Here is a 20,367-nt window from a genome sequence, read left to right as displayed (position 1 = left end):
GGCGTTCTCCATACCATGGTTGGCAACAGTGGTACTAGGCGGTAGGCATGTAGTTATGAGCACAGCCGCCGCCTACGCCGTGTCCGCCCCTGATGGCGCGTTCGAGAAGATCACGATCGAGCGCAGGGACCTCGGGCCGCACGACGTGCTGATCGATATCAAGTACGTGGGTATCTGCCACTCCGACATCCACACCGCGCGCAATGAGTGGGGCGGTACCCGATACCCGTGCGTACCAGGGCACGAGATCGCGGGCTCGGTCGCCGCGGTCGGGTCCGCGGTGACGAAATACCGAGTCGGCGATCGAGTCGGGGTCGGATGCATGGTCGACTCCTGTGGAGTATGCGCACCATGCCTGGCCGATGAGGAGCAGTACTGCACGGCAGGCTCGACGATGACCTACAACAGCCAGGTCGATCCGGCGGTGCAGCCAGGCGGGAACACCCTCGGTGGTTATTCCACACAGGTGGTGGTGACCGAGAATTTCGTGCTCCGCATCCCCGATGGGCTCGAGCTCGAGGTCGCCGCACCACTGCTGTGCGCGGGTATCACGCTGTACTCACCGCTGCGGCACTGGGACGCCGGGCCGGGGAAGAAGGTCGCGATCATCGGCATGGGCGGGCTCGGACACGTCGGGGTGAAGATCGCCGCCGCGATGGGTGCCGAGGTCACGGTGCTCAGCCAATCGCTGAGCAAACAAGAGGACGGAAAACTCTTCGGTGCCAGCAGCTACTACGCGACCAACGACAAACAGACCTTCCGCGAACTGCGCAGCCGATTCGACCTCATCATCAATACGGTCTCGGCGAACCTTCCGCTGGACAACTACCTGCGCCTACTCGGCCTGAACGGCACTCTGGTGATCCTCGGCCTTCCCGAGAACCCGCTGAGTGTGCAGCCGTTCAACCTCGCCGGGTACCGGCGTTCGCTGTCGGGTTCGATGATCGGCGGCATCGCGCAGACACAGGAGATGCTGGACTTCTGTGCCGAGCACGGCATCGGACCCGAGATCGAGCTGATCTCCGCCGACGAAATCGATGGCGCCTATGACCGCGTCGTCGCCAGCGATGTGCGCTACCGATTCGTCATCGACGTCTCGACTATGTGACACCCGCTTCCAGGCACCTGTGCTGCCCGATGGTGTCGGCCAGCGAACCGATCACGGTATGGGTACGTTGGCCTTGTGCCCGCGGAGGACGAAAACAACACAATCGAAACGACAACCACCGAAACAACACAGCCTGCCGATAACGGTGCGGGCATGCCGCCGTGGTTGTTACGCGCGTTCCTGCTCGCCGCGGCGACAGTCGCCGGGTTGTTCGCTGCTTTCTGGATACTCCAGCGGGTACAAGGCCTGCTGGCCGTGCTACTCGTCTCCCTGTTCCTCGCCTTCGCCATCGAACCCGCGGTGAACTGGTTGTCCCGGCGCGGGATGCGCCGTGGTCCCGCGACCGGATTAGTGTTCCTCGCCCTGATAACGTTCGTCATCGCCTTCGGCTGGACCCTCGGCGCACTGCTGGTGGATCAGGCCACCACCCTCGTCCAGAACGCACCCGACTATGTCGACCGCGTAGTGGAGTGGATCAACTCCACCTTCCGAACCGACTTGTCCGGCACTGATATCCAGCAGTACGCCACCGACTGGAGTTCGACCCTGGAGAACTATCTCAGCGGGTTGGCAGGCAATGTATGGGGTATCGGCACCGCTGCGGTCGGCGCCGTCTTCCAAGCCCTCGGCATACTGCTGTTCACCTACTATTTCGCCGCCGACGGGCCGCGGTTCCGGCACACCATGTGCTCACTGCTGCCGCCGCAGCGCCAGCGTCATGTGCTGCGCGCCTGGGATATCGCGGTGGAGAAGACCGGCGGCTACATCTATTCCCGTGGTCTGCTCGCACTCTTCTCCACCCTCGCGCACTACCTGATCCTGCGCGTACTCGACCTGCCCTCAGCATTCGCTCTCGCCCTGTGGGTAGGCGTGGTCTCGCAGTTCATCCCCACCGTCGGCACCTACCTGGCCGGCGCGCTGCCGGTGATCGTCGCACTGGTGCACGGCCCGAGCACCGCCCTGTGGATTCTCGGCTTCATCGTGCTCTACCAGCAATTCGAGAACTACGTCCTGCAACCACGGATCACCGCGACCACCATGGATATGCACCCGGCCGTCGCCTTCGGCGCGGTTCTAGCGGGCGCGGCACTACTCGGCGCGACCGGTGCGCTACTTGCCATCCCGGTGACCGCGACGGTGCAGGCCTTCTCCAGCGCCTACATCCGTCGCTATGAGGTGGAAACCGATCACGATCGGACAGCACCGCCGAAGCAGCATCGGAAGTGGGCCAGGCAGCTGACCCTCCGGCTCGCCAACCGCTCGTCCTCAGCCGAAGGGTAAACGTTTCAGCCCGCGATTCACCGCAGCTCAACGCCATATCCGATGCCGCGCTGCGAGCTGCGATTCCGGGAAGAGACTGGCGATGAGTCCTTATGAAACCGTCGACTCCCTCACCATATCCCGGCTGCCGTGATGCCGACTTGGGGGCAATCCGTACCGAATTCGATAAGAAAACAAGCGCTGAATAGGCGAGGAGGATACCAGCGAGAACGTGGTCACGTATTCGAATTGCAGCGGAATACCTGATGCGGGGCGCTGGTAGCACAGGGCAGCTGACTTCATAATTGAGATTCGCGCCGAGCCACGAGACCCGGCGGCGCGCCGACGCCCCGCCTGATTCACTGCCATTCACGCAGGTGAATGATGGTGCGTCGGTCGTTGAGGATCGCCGTGATCAGATCGTGAGCACTACCTCACCCAAAAGGTATCCACAAAAGTATCCCTGATATATACCCTGGGGATATCCAAATTTGAAGGGAGGTACGCACCATGGGCGCCACAATGTCGTCGATGAAAGTAGAGCAGTCGGTGCGTGAGCGCGTGAGCACTCTGGCACAGACAGAGGGCCGCACGGTCTCCCAGACCCTCGAGCACCTGCTCGACGAGCACGATCGTCGGCTGCGGTTCGCCGCTGTCGCCGCGGCCTATGCCGAGGTGGACGCCGACTACGTCGCCGAGTTCGAGGCCTGGGACGACACCGTCGATGACGGCCTGAACGAGGCTCGGTGAGCGCGGCTCAGTCGTATCGACCCGGGGACGTCATCTGGACGGACCTTTCTCCCGTCACGGGGCATGAACAGGACGGTCGGCGTCCGGCCGTGATCATTTCCACGGCCGACTACCTGCGCGCGGTGCGCGACCTGGTGGTGATCGTGCCGGTGACCACGAGCGATCGCGGGTGGCCTCACCACGTGCAGTTGCGCGGTGAGGACCTGGGGCTCAGCGAGGTCTCGTTCGCCATGACCGAGCAGCCCCGCACGATCAGCACCCGCAGGATCAAGAAGGTCGCCGGTTCGGTGAGCGGCCAGAACCTGGCGGTGATCCGGCGCTGGATCAGCGATTTCGTGGTCGTGGAAGGCTGACGGCGGCCAGCCGATACCCCGGCGTTGACGGATGCTGTCATCGGCAGCACACCGTGGACGTCGGGGTTTTCTGTCGCTAGATGTCGATTCCGCACTGTATTCACCACACCACGCTTGGGTTTGTCCAGGATACGCAGCGGCAACAGAGCCACCTTCACAATCGAACCAGCTGCATCGGTGTCGATGTTGAGGCTCCACTGAAACTCTCGATCCTGATGGAACGCCGGTAGGACACCTCCCGGCGCGGCACACTAGCGGTGTCGGGCTACTCCGAGCGTACCGTCACCAGACGGCTCGGAGCGCGGGTCTGCGTTGCGCGGAAGGCCCGATACCGCGACGTCCCAGCCAGATTCGACCGATTTCGCGCAACGGTCTGGGTCGTCGCCCGCGGCGACAAACTGCGCAGTGAGCAGCGGGATGCCGCGCCTGAGGGTTTCGATCGGCAGCGGACCCGCGGTGACCAGAGTGGCGAGACCATGACCAATGGTCCACGCCTGCATGGACATGCACCCGGCCGTCGCCTTCGGCGCGGTTCTAGCGGGTGCGGCACTACTCGGCGCGACCGGTGCGCTACTTGCCATCCCGGTAACCGCGACGGTGCAGGCCTTCTCCAGCGCCTATATCCGTCGCTATGAGGTGGAAACCGATCACGATCGGACAGCACCGCCGAAGCAACACCGGAAGTGGGCCAGGCGGTTGACCCTTCGGCTCGCCAACCGCTCGTCCTCAGCCGAAGGGTGAAGGCTTCGGTCCACGATTCACCGCAGCTCAACGCCATATCTGGTGCCGCGCCGCGAGCTGTGATTCCTGGGACGGGATGGGCGATGAGTCCTTGGCGCCAGGACCGGGAACCAGACGCAGATCGCGGGGGCCGACCCGCTCTCCGCATTCGGAACACACCGGCTCGACAGTCATCAGATGATCGCAACCGGTGTGCAGTGACTGCACCGGGGGACCATCCGGGGCCGCCCATACATCACCCCATTGCCGCATCGCCGTGACGACCAACCATAGCGAACGGCCTTTGGGGGTCAGCCGGTAGTCGTAGCGTACCGGGTTGTCCTGGTAGGGCTCTCGGGTGAGGACGCCGTGGTCGACCAGATGCTCCAGCCGCTGGGTCAGCACATTGCGCGCTATGCCGAGGCGGGCGCGGAAGTCGTCGAAGCGCGTCACACCGAACAGCGCATCGCGCACGATCAGCAGCGTCCACCACTCCCCGACCACCTCGAGACACTGGGCCAGGGAGCAGTTCATGTCCTCGAAACTTGTTCTGCGCATATCCGCCAGCATACTTAGTTGCTTCATAAAACTAACTACCCTAGAGTCAGTTTTATGAAGCAACTCACTACGTGGACGCTCGCCGAGGAATTCGCGCTGACCAGGATCGGTGACAGTTGGCGAGCGCAGATCGACCGCACCTGGCGTGGCTGGAGCGGACCGCACGGCGGCGTGATCGCTGCCCTGTTCATCGAGGTCGCACGCCGAGCAGCTACCGATCGACTGCCGGTGCGCGCTACAGACCTGCGCTTTCTCGACCGGCCCACGGAAGGGGCACTGACTTTTCGTGCGACCGAGAGCACTGTCGGCCGCAGCACCGCCGTACTGGACGTGCGAGCCGATCAGGACGGCAGCCCGGTCGCCGCGGCGTCTGTCACGCTCGGGCGTACGGTGGCGACAAGCATCGACGACTACGCAGGCCGCCCCGCGCCGGAAGTGCCCGGTCCCGAAGCATGCGCGAAGTTCGTCATGCCACCCGAGATCGTGCCGGTAGGAATTCATTTCGATATCCGGCCCGCCGCGGGACCACTGCCGCTCAGCGGCGCGGACGAACGCATGATGTGCGCGTGGATCACCCTGCTCCCCGAACTGCCGACAGATGCGGCGGCTCTCGCCATCCTCGCCGACGCTCTAGCGCCCGCGATATTCCCCACGCTGCGCGCACCTGTCGCGGTCCCTACCGTGGCACAGTCGATGTATCTGCACGGTGAGCCGATCGGACACCAGCCGGTGCTGGTGCAGGCCACGAACGCCTCGACCGGCGGCGGGTGGTCGGTGGACGACATCTCGATCTGGAATCAGGACGGGCGCCTGCTCGCCTCGGCCCGGCAGACCCGCCGCGTACTCGGCTGAAAGGGGATGATTGTGAATTCTCCTGCCACAAAAGTGATCCGGCCTGCCCCCGATTTCCGGGGCGTACTCGCTGTCGTCTCGGTCGGCGTGCTCTTGTCGAGCCTGGATCTGTTCATCGTCAACGTTGCCTTACCGGACATATCCGCCGATTTCGGCGGAGCGAAGCTCACCGGACTGTCTTGGGTACTCAACGCCTATGCCATCGTGTTCGCCGCCCTGCTTGTGCCTGCAGGACGGCTCGGTGATCGCAGCAGCATCCGCATCACCTTTCTGACCGGGCTCGCGGTGTTCGTCGTCGGATCGGCGCTGTGCGCGACCGCGTGGGATGTCGGGTCGTTGGTAGTGTTCCGCGTGATCCAGGCTGTCGGCGCCGCCTTGCTGACTCCCGCGTCGCTCGGTCTTGTCCTGGCGGCGAGTCCACCGCAGCAGCGCGCGATGGCGGTGCGGCTGTGGGTCGCGTTCGGCGGGCTCGGTGCGGCGCTCGGGCCGGTGCTGGGCGGGATTCTGGTCGAATTCGGCTGGCGCTGGGTGTTCCTGGTGAACGTGCCGATCGGGCTGGTCGCCGTGGTCGTGGGGCTCCGGATACTGCCAGACCCACCGGGCGATGCAGGCAGGTTGCCCGATCTGACCGGTGCGGCGCTGCTGGTCGGAGCGATCTCCTCGCTGGTGTTCGGACTGGTCAAGGGCGAGGACTGGGGCTGGGCAGCATCCGGGGTGTTGCTGGCCTTCGCTGCCGCGGTGATTCTGACGGTCGCGTTCATCGTCTCCTCGGCCCGCCACCACAGTCCGGTGGTTGACCCTGCGCTACTGCGCGCTCCCAATTTCGCGCTGATGACCGCTAATGCGGTGTTCTTCAATGTCGCCTTCGGCGCGATGCTGTTGTCAGCGGTGCTATGGACGCAGCAGGTCTGGGGCTGGTCGGCATTGCGCACCGGCCTTGCCATCGCACCGGGGCCGTTGATAGTTCCGCTGGTGGCGGTCCTGGCGGGACGCCTGATCGAGCGGATCGGCGCCGGGATGGTCATCGCGGCAGGCGGGATCACCTTCGGCGCGGGCATGCTGTGGTGGGCGCAGGCGATCACCGTGCAACCCGACTATGTCGGTGGACTGCTCGGCGGCATGGTGATCAGTGGCATCGGTGTCGGACTGACGCTGCCGACTGCCTTCGCGGCAGGGACCAGCGGATTGCCACCCCAGCGATTCGCCACTGGTTCAGCGGTGTTGAGTATGGCGCGCCAAATCGGGCTTGCCATCGGCGTCGCGGTCCTCATCGCGGTGCTCGGCGCTCCCGCGAGCCCGGAGGAGACGCTCGATGCCTTCCAGCTCGGGTGGTACGTGACAGCCGCGGTCGCGGTCATCGCCGGCTTGATCGGCATGGCCACCCGGATGCCGAAACCAGCTGCCGCGCAACCAGATCCGATCACCGAACCAGTCACCCTCTGATCTGCCGCGGGGCGGATTCTCGGTGTTCTGCCAGCAAATCCGGCACAGTCCGCCCCGCCGTCAGAAAACCGGACGCGGCATCAGCACAATCCGCCAGCCGTCCGGATCAGGAAAAGTCACGCCACCGTTGGCTGCCCAGAACGGGTTTTCCGCGGACACCGGCTCGACGCCGAAAGCGCCGAGCCGTCCGGCCACCTCGTCCCGGTGCCTCTCGCTCTCGAAATAGAGCACCAACAGATTCTCCGCACTCGGCGCGGCACCGGGGCTACCGTCCACATGCGTGGTGAATTCCAGGTGGTACTCGGCACCGGGGAGTCCGACCATCACACCGTCGTAGCCTGCGTGGTCGACGAATCGATCCAACTCACGCAGGCCGAGACCTTCGACATAGAACCGCACTACTTCATCGAGCCGGTCGGTCGGTCGAGCGATCCGAACCTGCGCGACACGTAGTGCGTCCGGCCAGGCATTGCTGCTTTCCCTGGCCGAACCGCCCTCGTTCACTCGGTGGGTTCGATCCGCCTGCGGATACGACGTGCCGCGGCGACCATATTGCGCAACGACGGGTCGAGCTGCCAGTAGTGACGGGTCTTCAGACCACCGTCCGGATTCGCCCACAGCCGCTGCGGGGTCACCGCTTGGGCTGCCGCGGTGAGCAATTCGTCCAGTTCATCGATATCCGGGATACGTGCGGAGCGGCTCTCGTACACACCGGGGCCGACGCCGTGGCTGAGCCCGTGCCCGGAGGAGCAATCCTCGTCCAGTGCGCGCAGCACCCATTCGATGGAGCGGGTGGCCACGATAGCGGTGACATCGGCGTCGAGCTCCTCGATCGCCTCGACCACCTCGGCGCGACCGGAATACCCGATATGCGTGTGGATCTGGGTTTCCGCCCGCACCCCTGAAGTGGCCAGCCGGAACGCGCCGACCGCCCAGCGCAGGTACTCCGCCCGGCCCTCAGGACGCATCGGCAGCATCTCCCGGATCGCGGGCTCATCGACCTGGATGATCGAGATACCCGCCTTCTCCAGATCGACAACCTCGTCCCGGATCGCCAACGCCACCTGATCAGCGGTTTCGTGCAGCGGCTGGTCCTGCCGGACGAACGAACGCGCGATCATGGTGACCGGCCCGGTGACCATGCCCTTGACCGGTTTATCGGTGAGCGACTGCGCGTAGGTGATCCACTCCACCGACATCGGCGCAGGCCGCGATACATCGCCGTAGAGGATCGGCGGGCGCACACAGCGGGACCCGTACACCTGCACCCAGCCGAAGTGGGTGGTCGCGAAGCCGTCGAGCAGCTCGGCGAAGTACTGGATCATATCGTTGCGCTCGTGCTCACCGTGCACCAGCACATCGAGGCCGATATCCTCCTGCAGCCGGATCGTCGCCTCGATCTCGGCCTCGATCCGCTTGCGGTACTCCTCGTAGGACAATCGGCCCTGACCGAGTTCATAGCGGGCCTGGCGGATTCGCGTGGTCTGCGGGAAGGACCCGAGCGTAGTCGCTGGCACCGGCGGCAGGTTCAGCTTCTGCTGCTGGGCTTGTCTGCGCTCCTCGTACGGCTCACGCGAACGCATCTCCGGAGTAACCGCGTAAACCCGTTGCCGCACCGCGTGCTTCTGCTTGAAGTGCACTTCGGTCGGCCGCTTGCGCCATTTCTCCGACGGCCCCTCGGTGAGCGCCTTCGCGAGCGAAACCACCTCGCCGACCTTCTGTTTCGCGAAGGCGAGCCGATCGGCGACATGGCCGTCGATATCGTATTCGATGAGCAGGTCGTATGGCACGTGCAGCAACGTGGTCCCGGTCGAGACGACCAGGTCGGGGCATACCGCGGCGAGCTCATTGAGGTAATTCAGCGTCACATAGCGGTCGGCGCGCCACACATTGCGGCCGCTGATCACCCCCGCGTAGAGGCGCTTGCGCCGGATGCCTGGGATCTTCGCCAGATCCTCCGGCCGCATCCGGTGGCTCGCCAGGTCCAGGCCGATCGCCTCGACATTGGTCGCGGCGAGGATGGTCAGCGCCTCACCGAAATCGCCGTACTGGCCGGTGACCAGAATGCGCGGGCGCAGCGGCGCCTTGGCCAGCCGGTGATAAGCGGCTTCGAACGCGGCCAGCTCCTGCGGCGTGCGCTCGCTGGTGAATACGGGTTCGTCCAGCTGCACGCAGGTGGCCCCGCGCTTGGCGAGGACCTCGAACAACTGTTCGTAAACAGGCAGCAGCTGGTCCAGCAGGCTCAGCGTGTCGAAGCCACCGGACTCACCTGGCACATGCCCGGCCTTGGACAGCAGCAACAGCGATACCGGACCGATGACCACCGGTCGCAGCTCGATACCGCGCGCCTTCGCCCGATCGAACTCGTCGAGCAGGGCCTCGGGATGCAGCGAGAACTCGGTATCGGCGGCCAGCTCCGGCTGGCGGTAGTGGTAGTTCGTGCCGAAGTACCTGACCAGCTCCAGCGGCGGCAGGTCAGGCCTGCCGCGTGCCATCAGGAAGTAGAAGTCCAGCGGGTGCATACCGTCCTGGTACGGCTGGAACCGCTTGGGCACGGCACCGAACAACAGCGCATTGTCCAGCACATGGTCGTAGAACGAGAAGGTGTTACCAGGTACCTGGGTCAGGCCGGTGGCGGCCAGCTCACTGAACTGGGTCTCCTGGATCTCCCGGCCGACCGCCAGCAATTCGTCACGCTCGATCGCACCGCGCCAGTAGGATTCCAGCGCCCGCTTGAGCTCGCGGTGCGGCCCGATCCTGGGATAACCGAGGATGCTCGACCCGTAGCCGTCGGTCACGTTCACCATGAGCGGGATACTCCCTTGCTGTGTCGGTTTCGCAGCACCTGCGGCGCTGCGGGTTCGCGGCCCCTCCCCGGCTCGTGTTCCAGTGGGCGAGAACCGCGCCTACGGCGCATACGCTTCGCCCACTGGAACACGAGCCGGGCCGCGAACGGTGCTCGTAAGACTCACACCGGACGCGGCGGGGAGGGAAGCGCTCCTTCCACAACATTCTTATAGATGGGCTCACACACCCGGCGGGTGGGCGGGAAGGATCAGGCCGTTGGCATCCTGGTCCGCGATAAACGCCCGCGCCTGGCCTGTGTTCCTTCCGGCACAGTCGAGGATCTAGCGGTTGTTGTACTGGTAGAAGCCCGCGCCGGTCTTCTTACCGAGCAACCCGGCCTCCACCATGCGCATGAGCAGCGGCGGCGCCGAGTACAGCGGCTCCTTGAACTCCTCGTACATCGAGTCGGCGATGGATTTCACGGTGTCGAGGCCGACCAGGTCGGTCAGCGCCAGCGGGCCCATCGGGTGGGCGCAGCCGAGCACCATCGCCTTGTCGACGTCTTCCTTGGTGGCGAAACCGGATTCGACCATGCGGATGGCCGACAGCAGGTACGGCACCAGCAGCGCGTTGACCACGAAACCGGAGCGGTCGGCGGAGCGCACCACCTGCTTGCCGAGCACATCGCCTGCGAAGGCCTCGGCCCGCGCGGCAACCGACTCACTGGTCTTGAGCGTGGTGACCAGCTCGACCAGCGGCAGCACCGGAACAGGGTTGAAGAAGTGCATGCCGACCACGCGCTCCGGGTTCGCCGTGGCGACCGCGATCTTCATGATCGGAATGGAAGAGGTGTTGGAGGCCAGCACGGCGGAAGGATCGGTGACGACCTTGTCGAGTTCGGCGAAGATACTCGTCTTCACCTTCTCGTCCTCCAGCACCGCTTCGACCACAAGCTGGCGATCGGCGAAATCACCGAGATCGGAGGTGAACCGCAGCCGCCACGCGGCCTGTTCGCGCTCCCGCTCGGTGATCTTTCCGCTGCTCACGCCACGGTCGAGCGACCGCAGAATGCGGGCGCGACCCGCCGCGGCCAGTTCCCTGGTCTGCTCGTACACCAGCACGTCGACATGCGCCCTCGCGCACACCTCCGCGATTCCGGCGCCCATCTGACCGGCACCGATGATACCGACGCGTTGGATCTTTTCGCTGCTCACGTCCCGCTCCTGCTGAGTTTGTCTGGCTGTCGGGTGGCTTTGTGGCGAAGGGGCCGATCCGGTACGAGCGAACCCTTCGACGGTCCAAGTTATAAGGGCCCAAGGTATAGGGATGCCCTCCCCGCCGGGGCTGTTCGGCGGGGAGGGCAGTACACCCCTACCGGAGTAGAGGATTGTCGGTATTCACGTCGGGAAACCCCTTTTCCCTAACGAGCACCGTATGCGACCCCGAGTCGTCGATGATTCGTTACTTCCGCAACCACCGAAACCCGAGGCCATCGCACAAGCAGTGCTACGCACTGCCGATCAAGCAAGTACCCGATCCTCACCCACCCAGCCCCGCCGGGTGCGAGTCTTACGAGCACCGTTCGCGGCCGGCTTGCGTCCGAGTGGCCGAAGCGCATGCGCCGAAGGCGCGAGTCTCGGCCGCTCGGACGCAAACCTCGAGAGGCCGCGAACACGCAGCGCCGCAGGCGCTGCAAATCCAACTCAGTGGAACTGCCCCTCTTCGGTGGAGCCCTTGAGCGCGGCCGTCGAGGTGTTCGGGTCGACGGTGGTGGCGATCAGGTCGAAGTAACCGGCGCCGACCTCACGCTGGTGCTTGGTGGCGGTGTAGCCACGCGCCTCGGCGGCGAACTCGCGCTCCTGCAGGTCGACGTAGGCGGTCATGCCCTCGCGAGCGTAGCCGTAGGCCAGGTCGTACATGCCGTAGTTGAGCGAGTGGAAGCCGGCCAGGGTGATGAACTGGAACTTGAAGCCCATCGCGCCCAGTTCCTTCTGGAACTTCGCGATGGTCGCGTCGTCCAGGTGCGCCTTCCAGTTGAACGACGGCGAGCAGTTGTAGGCCAGCAGCTGGTCGGGGAACTCGCTGCGCACGGCCTCGGAGAACTTCTTGGCCAGCTCCAGGTCCGGGGTGCCGGTCTCCATCCAGATCAGGTCGGCGTAGGGGGCGTAGGCCTTGGCACGCGCGATGCAGGGCTCGATGCCGTTCTTGACGCCGTAGAAGCCCTCGGCGGTGCGGGTGCCGTCCAGGAACTCGCGGTCGCGCTCGTCCACATCGGAGGTGATCAGGGTGGCGGCCTCGGCGTCGGTGCGGGCGATGATCACCGACGGGACGTCGGCGACATCGGCGGCCAGACGCGCGGAGGTCAGGGTGCGGATGTGCTGCTGGGTCGGGATCAGCACCTTGCCGCCCAGGTGGCCGCACTTCTTCTCGGAAGCGAGCTGGTCCTCCCAGTGCACACCGGCCGCGCCCGCGGCGATCATGGCCTTCTGCAGCTCGTAGGCGTTCAGCGCGCCACCGAAGCCGGCCTCGGCGTCGGCGACGATCGGCGCCAGCCAGTTGGACACGGCGGTGTCGCCCTCGACCTTGGCGATCTCGTCGGCGCGCAGCAGCGCGTTGTTGATGCGACGGACCACGGCCGGAACCGAGTTGGCCGGGTACAGCGACTGGTCGGGGTAGGTGTGCCCGGACAGGTTCGCGTCACCGGCGACCTGCCAGCCCGACAGGTAGATGGCCTTCAGGCCGGCCCGGACCTGCTGGACCGCCATGTTGCCGGTGAGGGCGCCGAGGGAGTTGATGTAGTCCTCGTTGTTGACGAGATCCCACAGGATCTCCGAGCCGCGGCGGGCGAGGGTGGACTCCTCGAGGACGGTGCCCTGGAGCTTCGACACCTGCTCCGCGGTGTAGTTACGAGTGACGCCCTTCCAGCGGGGGTTGGTGTCCCAATCCTGCTGGATTTCCGCGGCGGTCCTCGGGGTGCCGGTGGTCGACATCTGTGACTCCACTTCTTCGTTCGGTCTATACCGCCCGGCCGAGCTATGAGCAACTCGAACTGCTGGAGCGGCACTTTGCAGGCTTGCTAGGCCCTTGGGGTGTACTTCAACACGATTGCACACACGGAAATTGGCGTCTACCTGTTGCTATTGTGAATATGAGCTAGTTTTCCAGCGCCATTTGCTAACTTTGTAAAATTTGCCAACGAATTGCACCGATGCAATCTACTGGCCGGTAGTCCTGACGTGCGGTTTCAGCGTAACGCTCGTACTGTTAGCAATCGGCATGCGGTCCACCGATATCGCACCCGCGGGCACCCCCTTGTGAGCACATTCACAATCTCACTGTGTCCCGCACCACCTGATGATCGACGGCCGGCTCGGGCAGTTCCGATACCAGGCGCACCGCCTCGAATCGCGTCGCTGACAGCCCGGTTGTCGTACGGCCACCAGGCAGGTCGGCTACACCCATGCCAACGGCCACGCCAGCGGTGCGAGTGCGGCCCGCGAGCGCTCGCAGGCCCAGCGCCGATCCAGAGAACAGCCTGTGCATTCACTTCCGGAAGCGAACGCTTCTCGATCCGGCGCGGAGCTCAGGACGAAGCGTGCGGCGGATGCACCGAACGCCAGTGTTCGGCGATATCGATACGCCGGGTGATCCATACCTGATCGTGTGACTGCACGTGGTCGAGGAACCGCTCCAGCGCGGCGGTGCGGGCAGGACGTCCGACGAGTCTGCAGTGCAGCCCGATCGACAGCATCTTCGGGCTGCCTTCCGCACCCTCCCGATAGAGCACGTCGAAGGCATCGCGCAGATGTGCGAAGAATTGCTCACCGGTCGGGAAACCGGCGGGTGAGGCGAAGCGCATGTCATTGGTGTCGAGGGTGTAGGGCACCACCAGATGGTCACGGCCGCGCACCCGCACCCAGTACGGCACATCGTCGGCATAGGAATCCGCGTCGTAGACGAACCCGCCGTGTTCCACCACCAGTTCCCTGGTGTGCGGCGAGTCACGGCCTGTGTACCAGCCCAATGGCGCCGCGCCGGTCAGCTCGGTCAGGATACGCACCGCCTCGGCCATATGCGCGCGTTCGGTATCACGGTCGGTCAGCTGATAAGACTTCCAGCGCAACCCGTGGCAGGCGATCTCGTGACCGAGCTCGAGGAAAGCCGCTACCGCCTCCGGATTACGCTGCATCGCGCGGGCGACCGCGAAGATCGTCAACGGTAATCCGCGCCGCTGGAAAACCCGCAGCACCCGCCACAACCCGGCCCTGGAACCATATTCGTAGAGCGATTCCATGCTCATATGCCGGTTCGGGAATGCTTCCGCCGGAGTGATCTCCGAGAGAAACGTCTCGGAGTGCTCATCGCCGTCGAGAACGTTGTTCTCGCCGCCCTCCTCGTAATTGAGCACGAACTGCACCGCGATCCGCGCGTCACCCGGCCAGTGCGGGTCCGGCGGGGTCCGGCCGTAACCGAGGAAATCTCTAGCGCCCGTGTTCATGCGCCGAACTCACCGTAAAGGCGCAGCCGCGCCAGCCCGCCGTCGGGATAGATGTCCAAACGGACCTCCTCCACCGATGCGGCTATCGGCGCGATCGGGAACCGGTGCCTGGTATCGGGTTGCAGTGCGGTGCGCGGCAACAACTCCACCTCGGTGCCGTCGCTGGTGCGGCCGGTTAGCCTGGCCGAACCGGGGCTGTTACCGAGGAAGTAGGAGGTATCCAGCTCGGCGAGACGAATCAGGCCAGGTCCGGCCAGGCGGATTCGTACCCAGTCGTTGCCCTCGTCCCTGCGGCGAGCGGTCTCCCAGCCCTCCCCCATCGACCGGGCCTGACCTGGATAGAGCAGCTGATTGGGTGCGCTGTAGAAGCGGTTGGAGCAGTCCAGCACCAGCGCGCCGTTCTCCAGTGCGGCCAGATCCAGCGGGCCGAGCCCGAGCAGTTCGGGATCGGGCCGCGCCTCGCCGTGCACACGCAGCCTGGCTACGCCACCGTCCGGATGCATTGTCAGCTTCACGTGGGTCCAGCGCTGTTCGTTCTCGACGGGGAACAGGTTGCGGCTATCCCCTGTGACCGGCGCGCGATCGAGCAGGGTCACCCAGTCGGTCCGCTCGGCGATCTCCGTCGCGGGCGGATAGCCCGACAGCTCCAGCGCCGACACCGAGACCGCAGGTGGGTAGTTACCGGTGAACCACGCGGTATCGACCACGAGTCCACGGATCACCCCAGGTATGCCCAGCCGCACGATCGCGGAGTCGTCACCGGGCTGCCCACGATGCCTGCGGCTCTCCCAGCCGTCATAGATCTGGCCTTTGTGCCCGAAGCTGGACGGCTGATACACGGCAGGGCCTGGATTGATCAAATTCTCCTTCTCCGCGAAGAATTCGTCATCGGCCCAGATCACCGAACCGCCGAGCGGACGGACAGCCAGATCCGGCAGCAGGGTGAACTCTTCGTCCCCGGTCTGGTCGCGCATCACGCCTCCTGTTTCGCTGGAACCATACTTCGCCGGCACTACGAGTTGCCGGCACTGAAAATTGCTGAAACTACAAGTCGCAGGCGCTACACGCCGCTGCCAACCGCACCCTGCGAATAGCAGATCACCGCGCTTCTCCCGGGAGCGGCGCACGCGCGACGAGTGCGCGCAGGACCGCCTCGGACAGCTCAGGCGCGCCCGCGTCTCGGCGGGCGCCACAGCCGATCCCGCGCAGTACGGTAGCTGCCAATGCTTCCGCGGTGGCGGGCTCGTCGATGATGTCATCGCTACGCCGGGCCAGATAGTTCCGCAGGCGCGGCACCGCCACATCGATCGCCTGACGGAAGAAGTCGTAGGTGGCCAGCCAGCGCGTGATCAGGTGCCCGGGATGCATATCCCAGCCCTGGTAGTAGCCGCGCCGCAGGGCTCGGGTGACCAGCCGGTGGTGGTTGCGCAGCGCGGCCTCCGCATCGGTATCCGGCACGATCTGCGTGGAACCGTCGCATACCCATACCCCGGTCTGCGCGGTCGCGATCTGCATAACCGCCTTCGCGTAATCGGCAGCCGGATGATCCAGCGCCTGATCCGCCGCGGCGACACCACATGCCGCGGTGTAGTCATATGTGCCGAAGTGCAGGGCAGCGCAACGCCCTTCGGCCAGCGCGGGCATGGCGGCGACCGGTACGGAGCCATCTGCCGCGAGAATCGCCTGCGGACTCTCGATCTGTAGCTCGAAGCGCAGACTGCCATCGGCGACGCCATAGCCGCGTTCCAATCCGGCGCACAGTTGCACCAGTGCCGGAACCTGCTGCGCGGAACGAATTTTCGGCACGGTGAAGACAAATCCGCTGGGCACCCCGCCCGCGCCTTCCAGCACCAACTCGAGGGTGCGCAGCGCTCGCCGACGCTCACCGCTCGCCAGGCCCTTTATCCTGATCCCGCTGCTCACCGGGCCATCACCGCGGCGAGACCAGGCCGCGAGCACGGCACCCGCCGCCGTCGCCGCCCGGTCCTCTTCGGCATCGGCGCGCAAGCCATAACTGTCCTCGAAGTCGATGCGCAGGTCCTGGACCGGGTCATGGTGCAGCCGCCGCCGTACCTCGGGCAACGCATCGGTCCGATCGAGCGTGGTCAGCAGATCGTGGTGGCGGTCGAGCAGTTCGACCGCGGCCATGCCCCATTCGGCGGGGGTTTCCTCGGCAACCCGATCAGCGGGGACGTAGACGGTGTGAATCGGCTGGGTCCGGTTACCCGGCCCGGGATAATGGTGCCGCAACTCCGCGTCCACTTTGTCGAGCATCGCTTCGATCCGCGCACGGACGTGCTCGGGCATCCTGCTCATCGCATCTCCCGCTCTCGCAACGCCTGCTGCTCCCCCGGCCCTTCCCGCTCTCCCGGCTTCTCTTGCTCTCGCAGCGCCGCCCAGATCCGGTCCGCGGACATCGGCAATCGGACCAGTCGGACGCCGACCGCGTCACGGATCGCATTGGCCAGGGCAGGCGCGACCGGATTGTACGGCGACTCACCCATCGACTTGGCACCCAATGGCCCCAGAGTGTCGAACGTTTCGGCGAAGTACACCTCGGTGCGCGGGATATCGGCGAATTGCGGCACATGGTATTGCCGCAAGCCTCGGGTGAGCACCACACCGTCCTCGCTGCGCATATCCTCGTACAGCGAGGTACCGATCGCCTGTGCGATACCACCTTCCACCTGCCCGAGGCACTGCACCGGATTGAGTACGGTGCCCGCGTCGACGGCCTGGATCGACTGCAGGATGCGGACCGAGCCGGTGTCGGGATGCACGGCGACCCGGAAAGCGTGCACATTGAAACTCACCGATCGGGGACTGCCCCCGTGCTCACCGTGCGCGATGAGCTCGCCGCCTGCCAGCAACTCGGCCGCGCCGAGTAACCGCTCACCGCAACGCACACCATCCGCCTGCAGTACGCAGTCCCGCTCCGGAACTCCCGACAGTTCCGCTGCCCTGGCCAACAGGAGATCGCGCAGAGCGCATGCGGCCGCGTAGACCGCCTTGCCCGCAACCACTACACCGGTGGAGCCGAAAGCGCCGGTGTCGTGCCCCGCCGAGTCGGTATCGGCATGCCGGATCACCACCCGGGACACCTCCGTGTTCAGCGCGGTGGCCACGAGCTGTACATGCGATGTGGTGGCACCATTGCCGAATTCCGCGGTGCCTACCCGTATCTCGTAGCGGCCGTCGGACAATAGCGACGCGGTCGCCGCCGACCGGTGGCCGTTCGGTGGGATGGTCGCGATCATCGCGACCGCCATACCGGTGCCGACCCGCCACTCCGGGCCAGGCGGGCGCACCTCGTTACCGCGCAGCAATGCCCGCTCGGTGAGATCGAGACACTGGTCCAAACCGTAACTGCCGAACATCAGGTCGTCGTCGAACACCTCGGCGCCGACGAACGGCTCACCGGGAACCACGACATTGCGGCGCCGGAATTCGAACGGATCCATATCGAGCTCGCGCGCGAGATCGTCCAGCGCCGACTCCAGCCCGAACAGCACCTGTCCGAGGCCATAGCCGCGGAACGCCCCGGAGGGGAGGTTGTTGGTGTACACCGTTTGTGCGTCCACCCGCTTATTGGCACAGCGGTAGAGCCCCATCGTCTCGCCGACGCTGTGGAACAGCACGCCCACACTGTGGTTGCCGTAGGCTCCCGCGTCGGCGAGTACCTCGATGGCCAATGCGGTCAGCGCGCCGTGCGCGTCGGCCCCCACCGTTACCGCGATCCGCATCGGATGCCGAGAAATCGCGGCGGTGAACTCATCGGAACGGGTGAACTCGTACTGCACCGGTCTGCCGGTACGCAGGACCGCCAGCGCGATCAGGTCCTCGGCGAGCATCTCCTGTTTCGCGCCGAATCCGCCGCCGACCCTTGCCGCGAATACGCGCACCCGCTCCGGCCGCAATCCGAAAATATGACACAGCTCATCACGCACCAGATACGGCGTCTGGGTGCTGCACCGGAGGACGAGCCTGCCCGTATCGTCCAGCCATCCGACCCCACCGTGTGTTTCCAGGTGCACGTGCTGCCCGCGGGGGGTATGCCACACCCCACGCACCACATGGGCCGCCGCGGCCGACCCCGCCGCCATATCGCCGACCTCGCCATGCAGTTCCGCGATCACATTACGGTCGGGATCTGCGATTCGAGCCGATTCCGGTTTGTCCCCATGCAGTTTCGGCGCATCGGCCCGCAGCGCCTCTTCCGGCTCGAATACCGCGGGCAAGATCTCGTAATCGACCTGCAGTAGCTGAGTGGCCGCACGGGCGGTCGCGACGCTATCGGCCACTACCGCGGCCACCCGTTGCCCGACGAATCGGACGGTCCGGTCGAGCACATAGGTGTCGTCGGGATCATCGGTCCGCAGCTCGTGCCGTGCCGTCGAAAACGCCACCTCAGGGGCATCGGCGTAGGTGAGCACCGCGTGCACCCCCGGCAACGCCTCGGCGGCCGCGGTGTCGATGGATCGGATCCGCGCATGCGGATGCGGACTGCGCAGCACCTCGAGGTGCAGTGGTGCGGTCGACGGCCCGCTCGCGGTACCGCCGGTGCCTTGCCCGCTCTCGACAGTCGGCGCCTCCGCCGCGGCGACAGCGGGCAGATCGAGAGTGAACGGTTCCCTACCGGTGACGATGCGCAGACCGGCTGGGGCGCCGACTCCGGCACCGACGCCCCCGGTACCGGTCGCGGTGTGTTCCGCCGTGGTTGGGAGCTCGGCCGGAGTGGTCTGCGCGCCCAATGCCGCCTTGATCGCCCGGTAGCCCGTACAACGGCACAGGTTTCCCTTCATCAATTCGTCGAGTTCGGGCTCGGTTCGGTCCCGGTTCGCCTCGCCACAACCGAGGCCTGCCGCGGTGACGACCATGCCCGCGGTGCAGAACCCGCATTGGAATCCGGCGCGGTCGACAAACCGGCGCTGCACCGGGTGCGGATGCTCTGGTGTCCCCAGCCCAGCGGCTGTGGTGACCGACCGTCCGGCGGCACGATAGGCGGGAAATATGCAGGAGTGCACCGTCATTCCGTCGACCAACACCGAACAGGCCCCGCAATCGCCCGCGTCACACCCTTTCTTCACCGCTGAGTGGCCGCTCTCCCGCAATGCGGTGCGCAGACACTGCCCTGGCCGTACCTCGATCTCGACGGCGGTGCCGTCCACTTCGAATCGCATCATGCTCCCCTCAGTTCCCCGGCGGCCTCGCGGGCGAGCAGCCCGGCGACATGCTGCCGCCACTCCGGCGACCCGTGCGGGTCGGCGAACCAGAGGCCCGGCTCGATGGCATCGAGCGCGCGTTGTACCGTCGACTCGCTCGGCGGCGCACTGAAGTCCAGAACGACCGGTCTGGTCGTGGCGGCGGTAATGGTGATCGCGCTGCGGCCATCCGGTTCCCGACGCCCCATCACCACGGCACCGGAGCGACCGAGCGGGGCGAACGCGATCTTCCGGAAGCTGGTGTGCGCCAGCAGGCTCGCCGGTGGCAGAAACACCGAGCGCAACACTTCCCCCTGCCGCAGCACGGTCCGCCCAGGACCGAGGACGAAGTCCCGCATCGGAACGACTCGATCGCTCCCGTCCGCTGCCCACACCAGCGCCACCCCATCGAGTGCGACCAGTGCGCCGAGCACCGCGCCCGCTGGCAACGCGAGGCAGACATTGCCCCCGACGGTGGCGGTGCGCCAGATCTTGTGCGAAGCCAGCAGCGCCCGGCAGGACTGTGCGAACAGCGCGGTGCCAGGCCACAGCTCGCGCAGTACCGGCACCCCCAGCTCATGGCCTGGCATCGCTCCAGAGAACTCGGCCAAGGTGCACGTCGCCGCGATCTCCAGGCCATCGTCCACCGCGCGCAACGCGGGCCAGCCCATACTCGTGATGTCGACCAGTCGTACCAGCTGATCCTGTGGCTCGGAGAACAAGAAGGTCCCCCCGGAAAGCACTGCGGCCGATGGATCGAGTAATCCCAGGTCCGCTCGCTCCCGAGCGACCACTATCTCGCGGATCGTGTCCAGGTCCACGTATCACCTCGTTCCT

At 65.6% G+C, this 20,367-nt stretch carries 17 protein-coding genes; 7 read left to right on the top strand and 10 right to left on the bottom strand.

Annotation, left to right across the window (positions count from 1 at the left end; genetic code table 11):
- The first annotated feature begins 55 nt into the window (after positions 1–55).
- The 5 genes from ACL02S_RS18120 to ACL02S_RS18100 all read left to right on the top strand — a co-directional run bounded on the left by ACL02S_RS18120 (position 56) and on the right by ACL02S_RS18100 (position 4,212).
- Complete coding sequence (locus tag ACL02S_RS18120) at positions 56–1,108, top strand: NAD(P)-dependent alcohol dehydrogenase (RefSeq protein WP_412803621.1); 1,053 nt, start codon at positions 56–58, stop codon at positions 1,106–1,108.
- 75 nt (positions 1,109–1,183) lie between these two features.
- A complete protein-coding gene (locus tag ACL02S_RS18115) occupies positions 1,184–2,389 on the top strand; it encodes an AI-2E family transporter (protein WP_412803620.1) in 1,206 nt (401 codons plus the stop codon).
- A gap of 510 nt (positions 2,390–2,899) precedes the next feature.
- A complete protein-coding gene (locus ACL02S_RS18110; RefSeq protein WP_412803619.1) occupies positions 2,900–3,118 on the top strand; it encodes a DUF8778 family protein in 219 nt (72 codons plus the stop codon).
- Positions 3,115–3,471, top strand: a complete 357-nt coding sequence (locus ACL02S_RS18105) for a type II toxin-antitoxin system PemK/MazF family toxin (protein WP_412803618.1) — start codon at positions 3,115–3,117, stop codon at positions 3,469–3,471. The genes ACL02S_RS18110 and ACL02S_RS18105 overlap by 4 nt, the downstream gene beginning before the upstream one ends.
- Before the next feature lie 498 nt (positions 3,472–3,969).
- Positions 3,970–4,212: an AI-2E family transporter gene (locus ACL02S_RS18100; RefSeq protein WP_412803617.1), complete on the top strand. Its 243-nt coding sequence runs from the start codon at positions 3,970–3,972 to the stop codon at positions 4,210–4,212.
- Between the two features lie 27 nt (positions 4,213–4,239).
- Here the strand turns inward: ACL02S_RS18100 and ACL02S_RS18095 are convergent, their stop codons facing one another.
- Positions 4,240–4,749, bottom strand: a complete 510-nt coding sequence (locus ACL02S_RS18095) for a winged helix-turn-helix transcriptional regulator (protein ID WP_412803616.1) — start codon at positions 4,747–4,749, stop codon at positions 4,240–4,242.
- A gap of 54 nt (positions 4,750–4,803) precedes the next feature.
- On the opposite strand from ACL02S_RS18095, the gene ACL02S_RS18090 reads away from it, so the two are divergent.
- On the top strand, positions 4,804–5,601 hold the full coding sequence (locus ACL02S_RS18090) for an acyl-CoA thioesterase (RefSeq protein ID WP_412803615.1): 798 nt from the start codon (positions 4,804–4,806) through the stop codon (positions 5,599–5,601).
- Positions 5,602–5,613: 12 nt separating this feature from the next.
- Positions 5,614–7,044 (top strand): DHA2 family efflux MFS transporter permease subunit, encoded by a 1,431-nt coding sequence (locus ACL02S_RS18085; protein ID WP_412803614.1) that lies wholly within the window; start codon positions 5,614–5,616, stop codon positions 7,042–7,044.
- A gap of 60 nt (positions 7,045–7,104) precedes the next feature.
- On the opposite strand, the gene ACL02S_RS18080 is transcribed toward ACL02S_RS18085, so the two are convergent.
- The 9 genes from ACL02S_RS18080 to ACL02S_RS18040 all read right to left on the bottom strand — a co-directional run bounded on the left by ACL02S_RS18080 (position 7,105) and on the right by ACL02S_RS18040 (position 20,351).
- Positions 7,105–7,548, bottom strand: coding sequence for a VOC family protein (locus ACL02S_RS18080; protein ID WP_412803613.1), 444 nt, complete (start codon positions 7,546–7,548; stop codon positions 7,105–7,107).
- Positions 7,545–9,851: a 5-methyltetrahydropteroyltriglutamate--homocysteine S-methyltransferase gene (gene metE / locus ACL02S_RS18075; RefSeq protein WP_412803612.1), complete on the bottom strand. Its 2,307-nt coding sequence runs from the start codon at positions 9,849–9,851 to the stop codon at positions 7,545–7,547. Before metE ends, ACL02S_RS18080 begins: the two co-directional genes overlap by 4 nt.
- A 321-nt stretch (positions 9,852–10,172) precedes the next feature.
- The gene (locus ACL02S_RS18070; protein WP_412803611.1) at positions 10,173–11,045 is read right to left on the bottom strand and encodes a 3-hydroxybutyryl-CoA dehydrogenase; all 873 of its coding nucleotides are present in this window, start codon (positions 11,043–11,045) and stop codon (positions 10,173–10,175) included.
- A gap of 489 nt (positions 11,046–11,534) precedes the next feature.
- The gene (aceA, locus tag ACL02S_RS18065; protein ID WP_412803610.1) at positions 11,535–12,821 is read right to left on the bottom strand and encodes an isocitrate lyase; all 1,287 of its coding nucleotides are present in this window, start codon (positions 12,819–12,821) and stop codon (positions 11,535–11,537) included.
- Between the two features lie 593 nt (positions 12,822–13,414).
- On the bottom strand, positions 13,415–14,329 hold the full coding sequence (gene puuE, locus ACL02S_RS18060) for an allantoinase PuuE (RefSeq protein ID WP_412803609.1): 915 nt from the start codon (positions 14,327–14,329) through the stop codon (positions 13,415–13,417).
- On the bottom strand, positions 14,326–15,303 hold the full coding sequence (gene alc / locus ACL02S_RS18055) for an allantoicase (protein WP_412803608.1): 978 nt from the start codon (positions 15,301–15,303) through the stop codon (positions 14,326–14,328). Before alc ends, puuE begins: the two co-directional genes overlap by 4 nt.
- A gap of 124 nt (positions 15,304–15,427) precedes the next feature.
- On the bottom strand, positions 15,428–16,645 hold the full coding sequence (locus ACL02S_RS18050) for a DUF6986 family protein (protein WP_412803607.1): 1,218 nt from the start codon (positions 16,643–16,645) through the stop codon (positions 15,428–15,430).
- Positions 16,642–19,509 carry a molybdopterin-dependent oxidoreductase gene (locus tag ACL02S_RS18045; RefSeq protein ID WP_412803638.1) on the bottom strand — a complete coding sequence of 956 codons (2,868 nt, stop codon included), beginning with the start codon at positions 19,507–19,509 and terminating at the stop codon, positions 16,642–16,644. Before ACL02S_RS18045 ends, ACL02S_RS18050 begins: the two co-directional genes overlap by 4 nt.
- Positions 19,509–20,351, bottom strand: a complete 843-nt coding sequence (locus tag ACL02S_RS18040; RefSeq protein WP_412803606.1) for an FAD binding domain-containing protein — start codon at positions 20,349–20,351, stop codon at positions 19,509–19,511. The genes ACL02S_RS18045 and ACL02S_RS18040 overlap by 1 nt, the downstream gene beginning before the upstream one ends.
- Positions 20,352–20,367: the final 16 nt, after the last annotated feature.

This window comes from Nocardia spongicola, from assembly GCF_047200775.1.
Taxonomy (GTDB): Bacteria; Actinomycetota; Actinomycetes; order Mycobacteriales; family Mycobacteriaceae; genus Nocardia.
The sequence above is the reverse complement of the archived record's forward strand: the minus strand, read 5'-3'. Positions and strand labels throughout refer to the sequence as shown.

Excerpts from the sequence above, each read along its gene's own strand:
- ACL02S_RS18120 (WP_412803621.1), top strand. The coding sequence starts at position 56 with ATGAGCACAGCCGCCGCCTACGCCGTGTCCGCCCCTGATGGCGCGTTC.
- ACL02S_RS18110 (WP_412803619.1), top strand. The coding sequence starts at position 2,900 with ATGAAAGTAGAGCAGTCGGTGCGTGAGCGCGTGAGCACTCTGGCACAG.
- ACL02S_RS18100 (WP_412803617.1), top strand. The coding sequence starts at position 3,970 with ATGGACATGCACCCGGCCGTCGCCTTCGGCGCGGTTCTAGCGGGTGCG.
- ACL02S_RS18095 (WP_412803616.1), bottom strand. The coding sequence starts at position 4,749 with ATGCGCAGAACAAGTTTCGAGGACATGAACTGCTCCCTGGCCCAGTGT.
- ACL02S_RS18090 (WP_412803615.1), top strand. The coding sequence starts at position 4,804 with ATGAAGCAACTCACTACGTGGACGCTCGCCGAGGAATTCGCGCTGACC.
- metE (WP_412803612.1), bottom strand. The coding sequence starts at position 9,851 with ATGGTGAACGTGACCGACGGCTACGGGTCGAGCATCCTCGGTTATCCC.
- aceA (WP_412803610.1), bottom strand. The coding sequence starts at position 12,821 with ATGTCGACCACCGGCACCCCGAGGACCGCCGCGGAAATCCAGCAGGAT.
- puuE (WP_412803609.1), bottom strand. The coding sequence starts at position 14,329 with ATGAACACGGGCGCTAGAGATTTCCTCGGTTACGGCCGGACCCCGCCG.
- alc (WP_412803608.1), bottom strand. The coding sequence starts at position 15,303 with ATGCGCGACCAGACCGGGGACGAAGAGTTCACCCTGCTGCCGGATCTG.
- ACL02S_RS18050 (WP_412803607.1), bottom strand. The coding sequence starts at position 16,645 with ATGAGCAGGATGCCCGAGCACGTCCGTGCGCGGATCGAAGCGATGCTC.
- ACL02S_RS18045 (WP_412803638.1), bottom strand. The coding sequence starts at position 19,509 with ATGCGATTCGAAGTGGACGGCACCGCCGTCGAGATCGAGGTACGGCCA.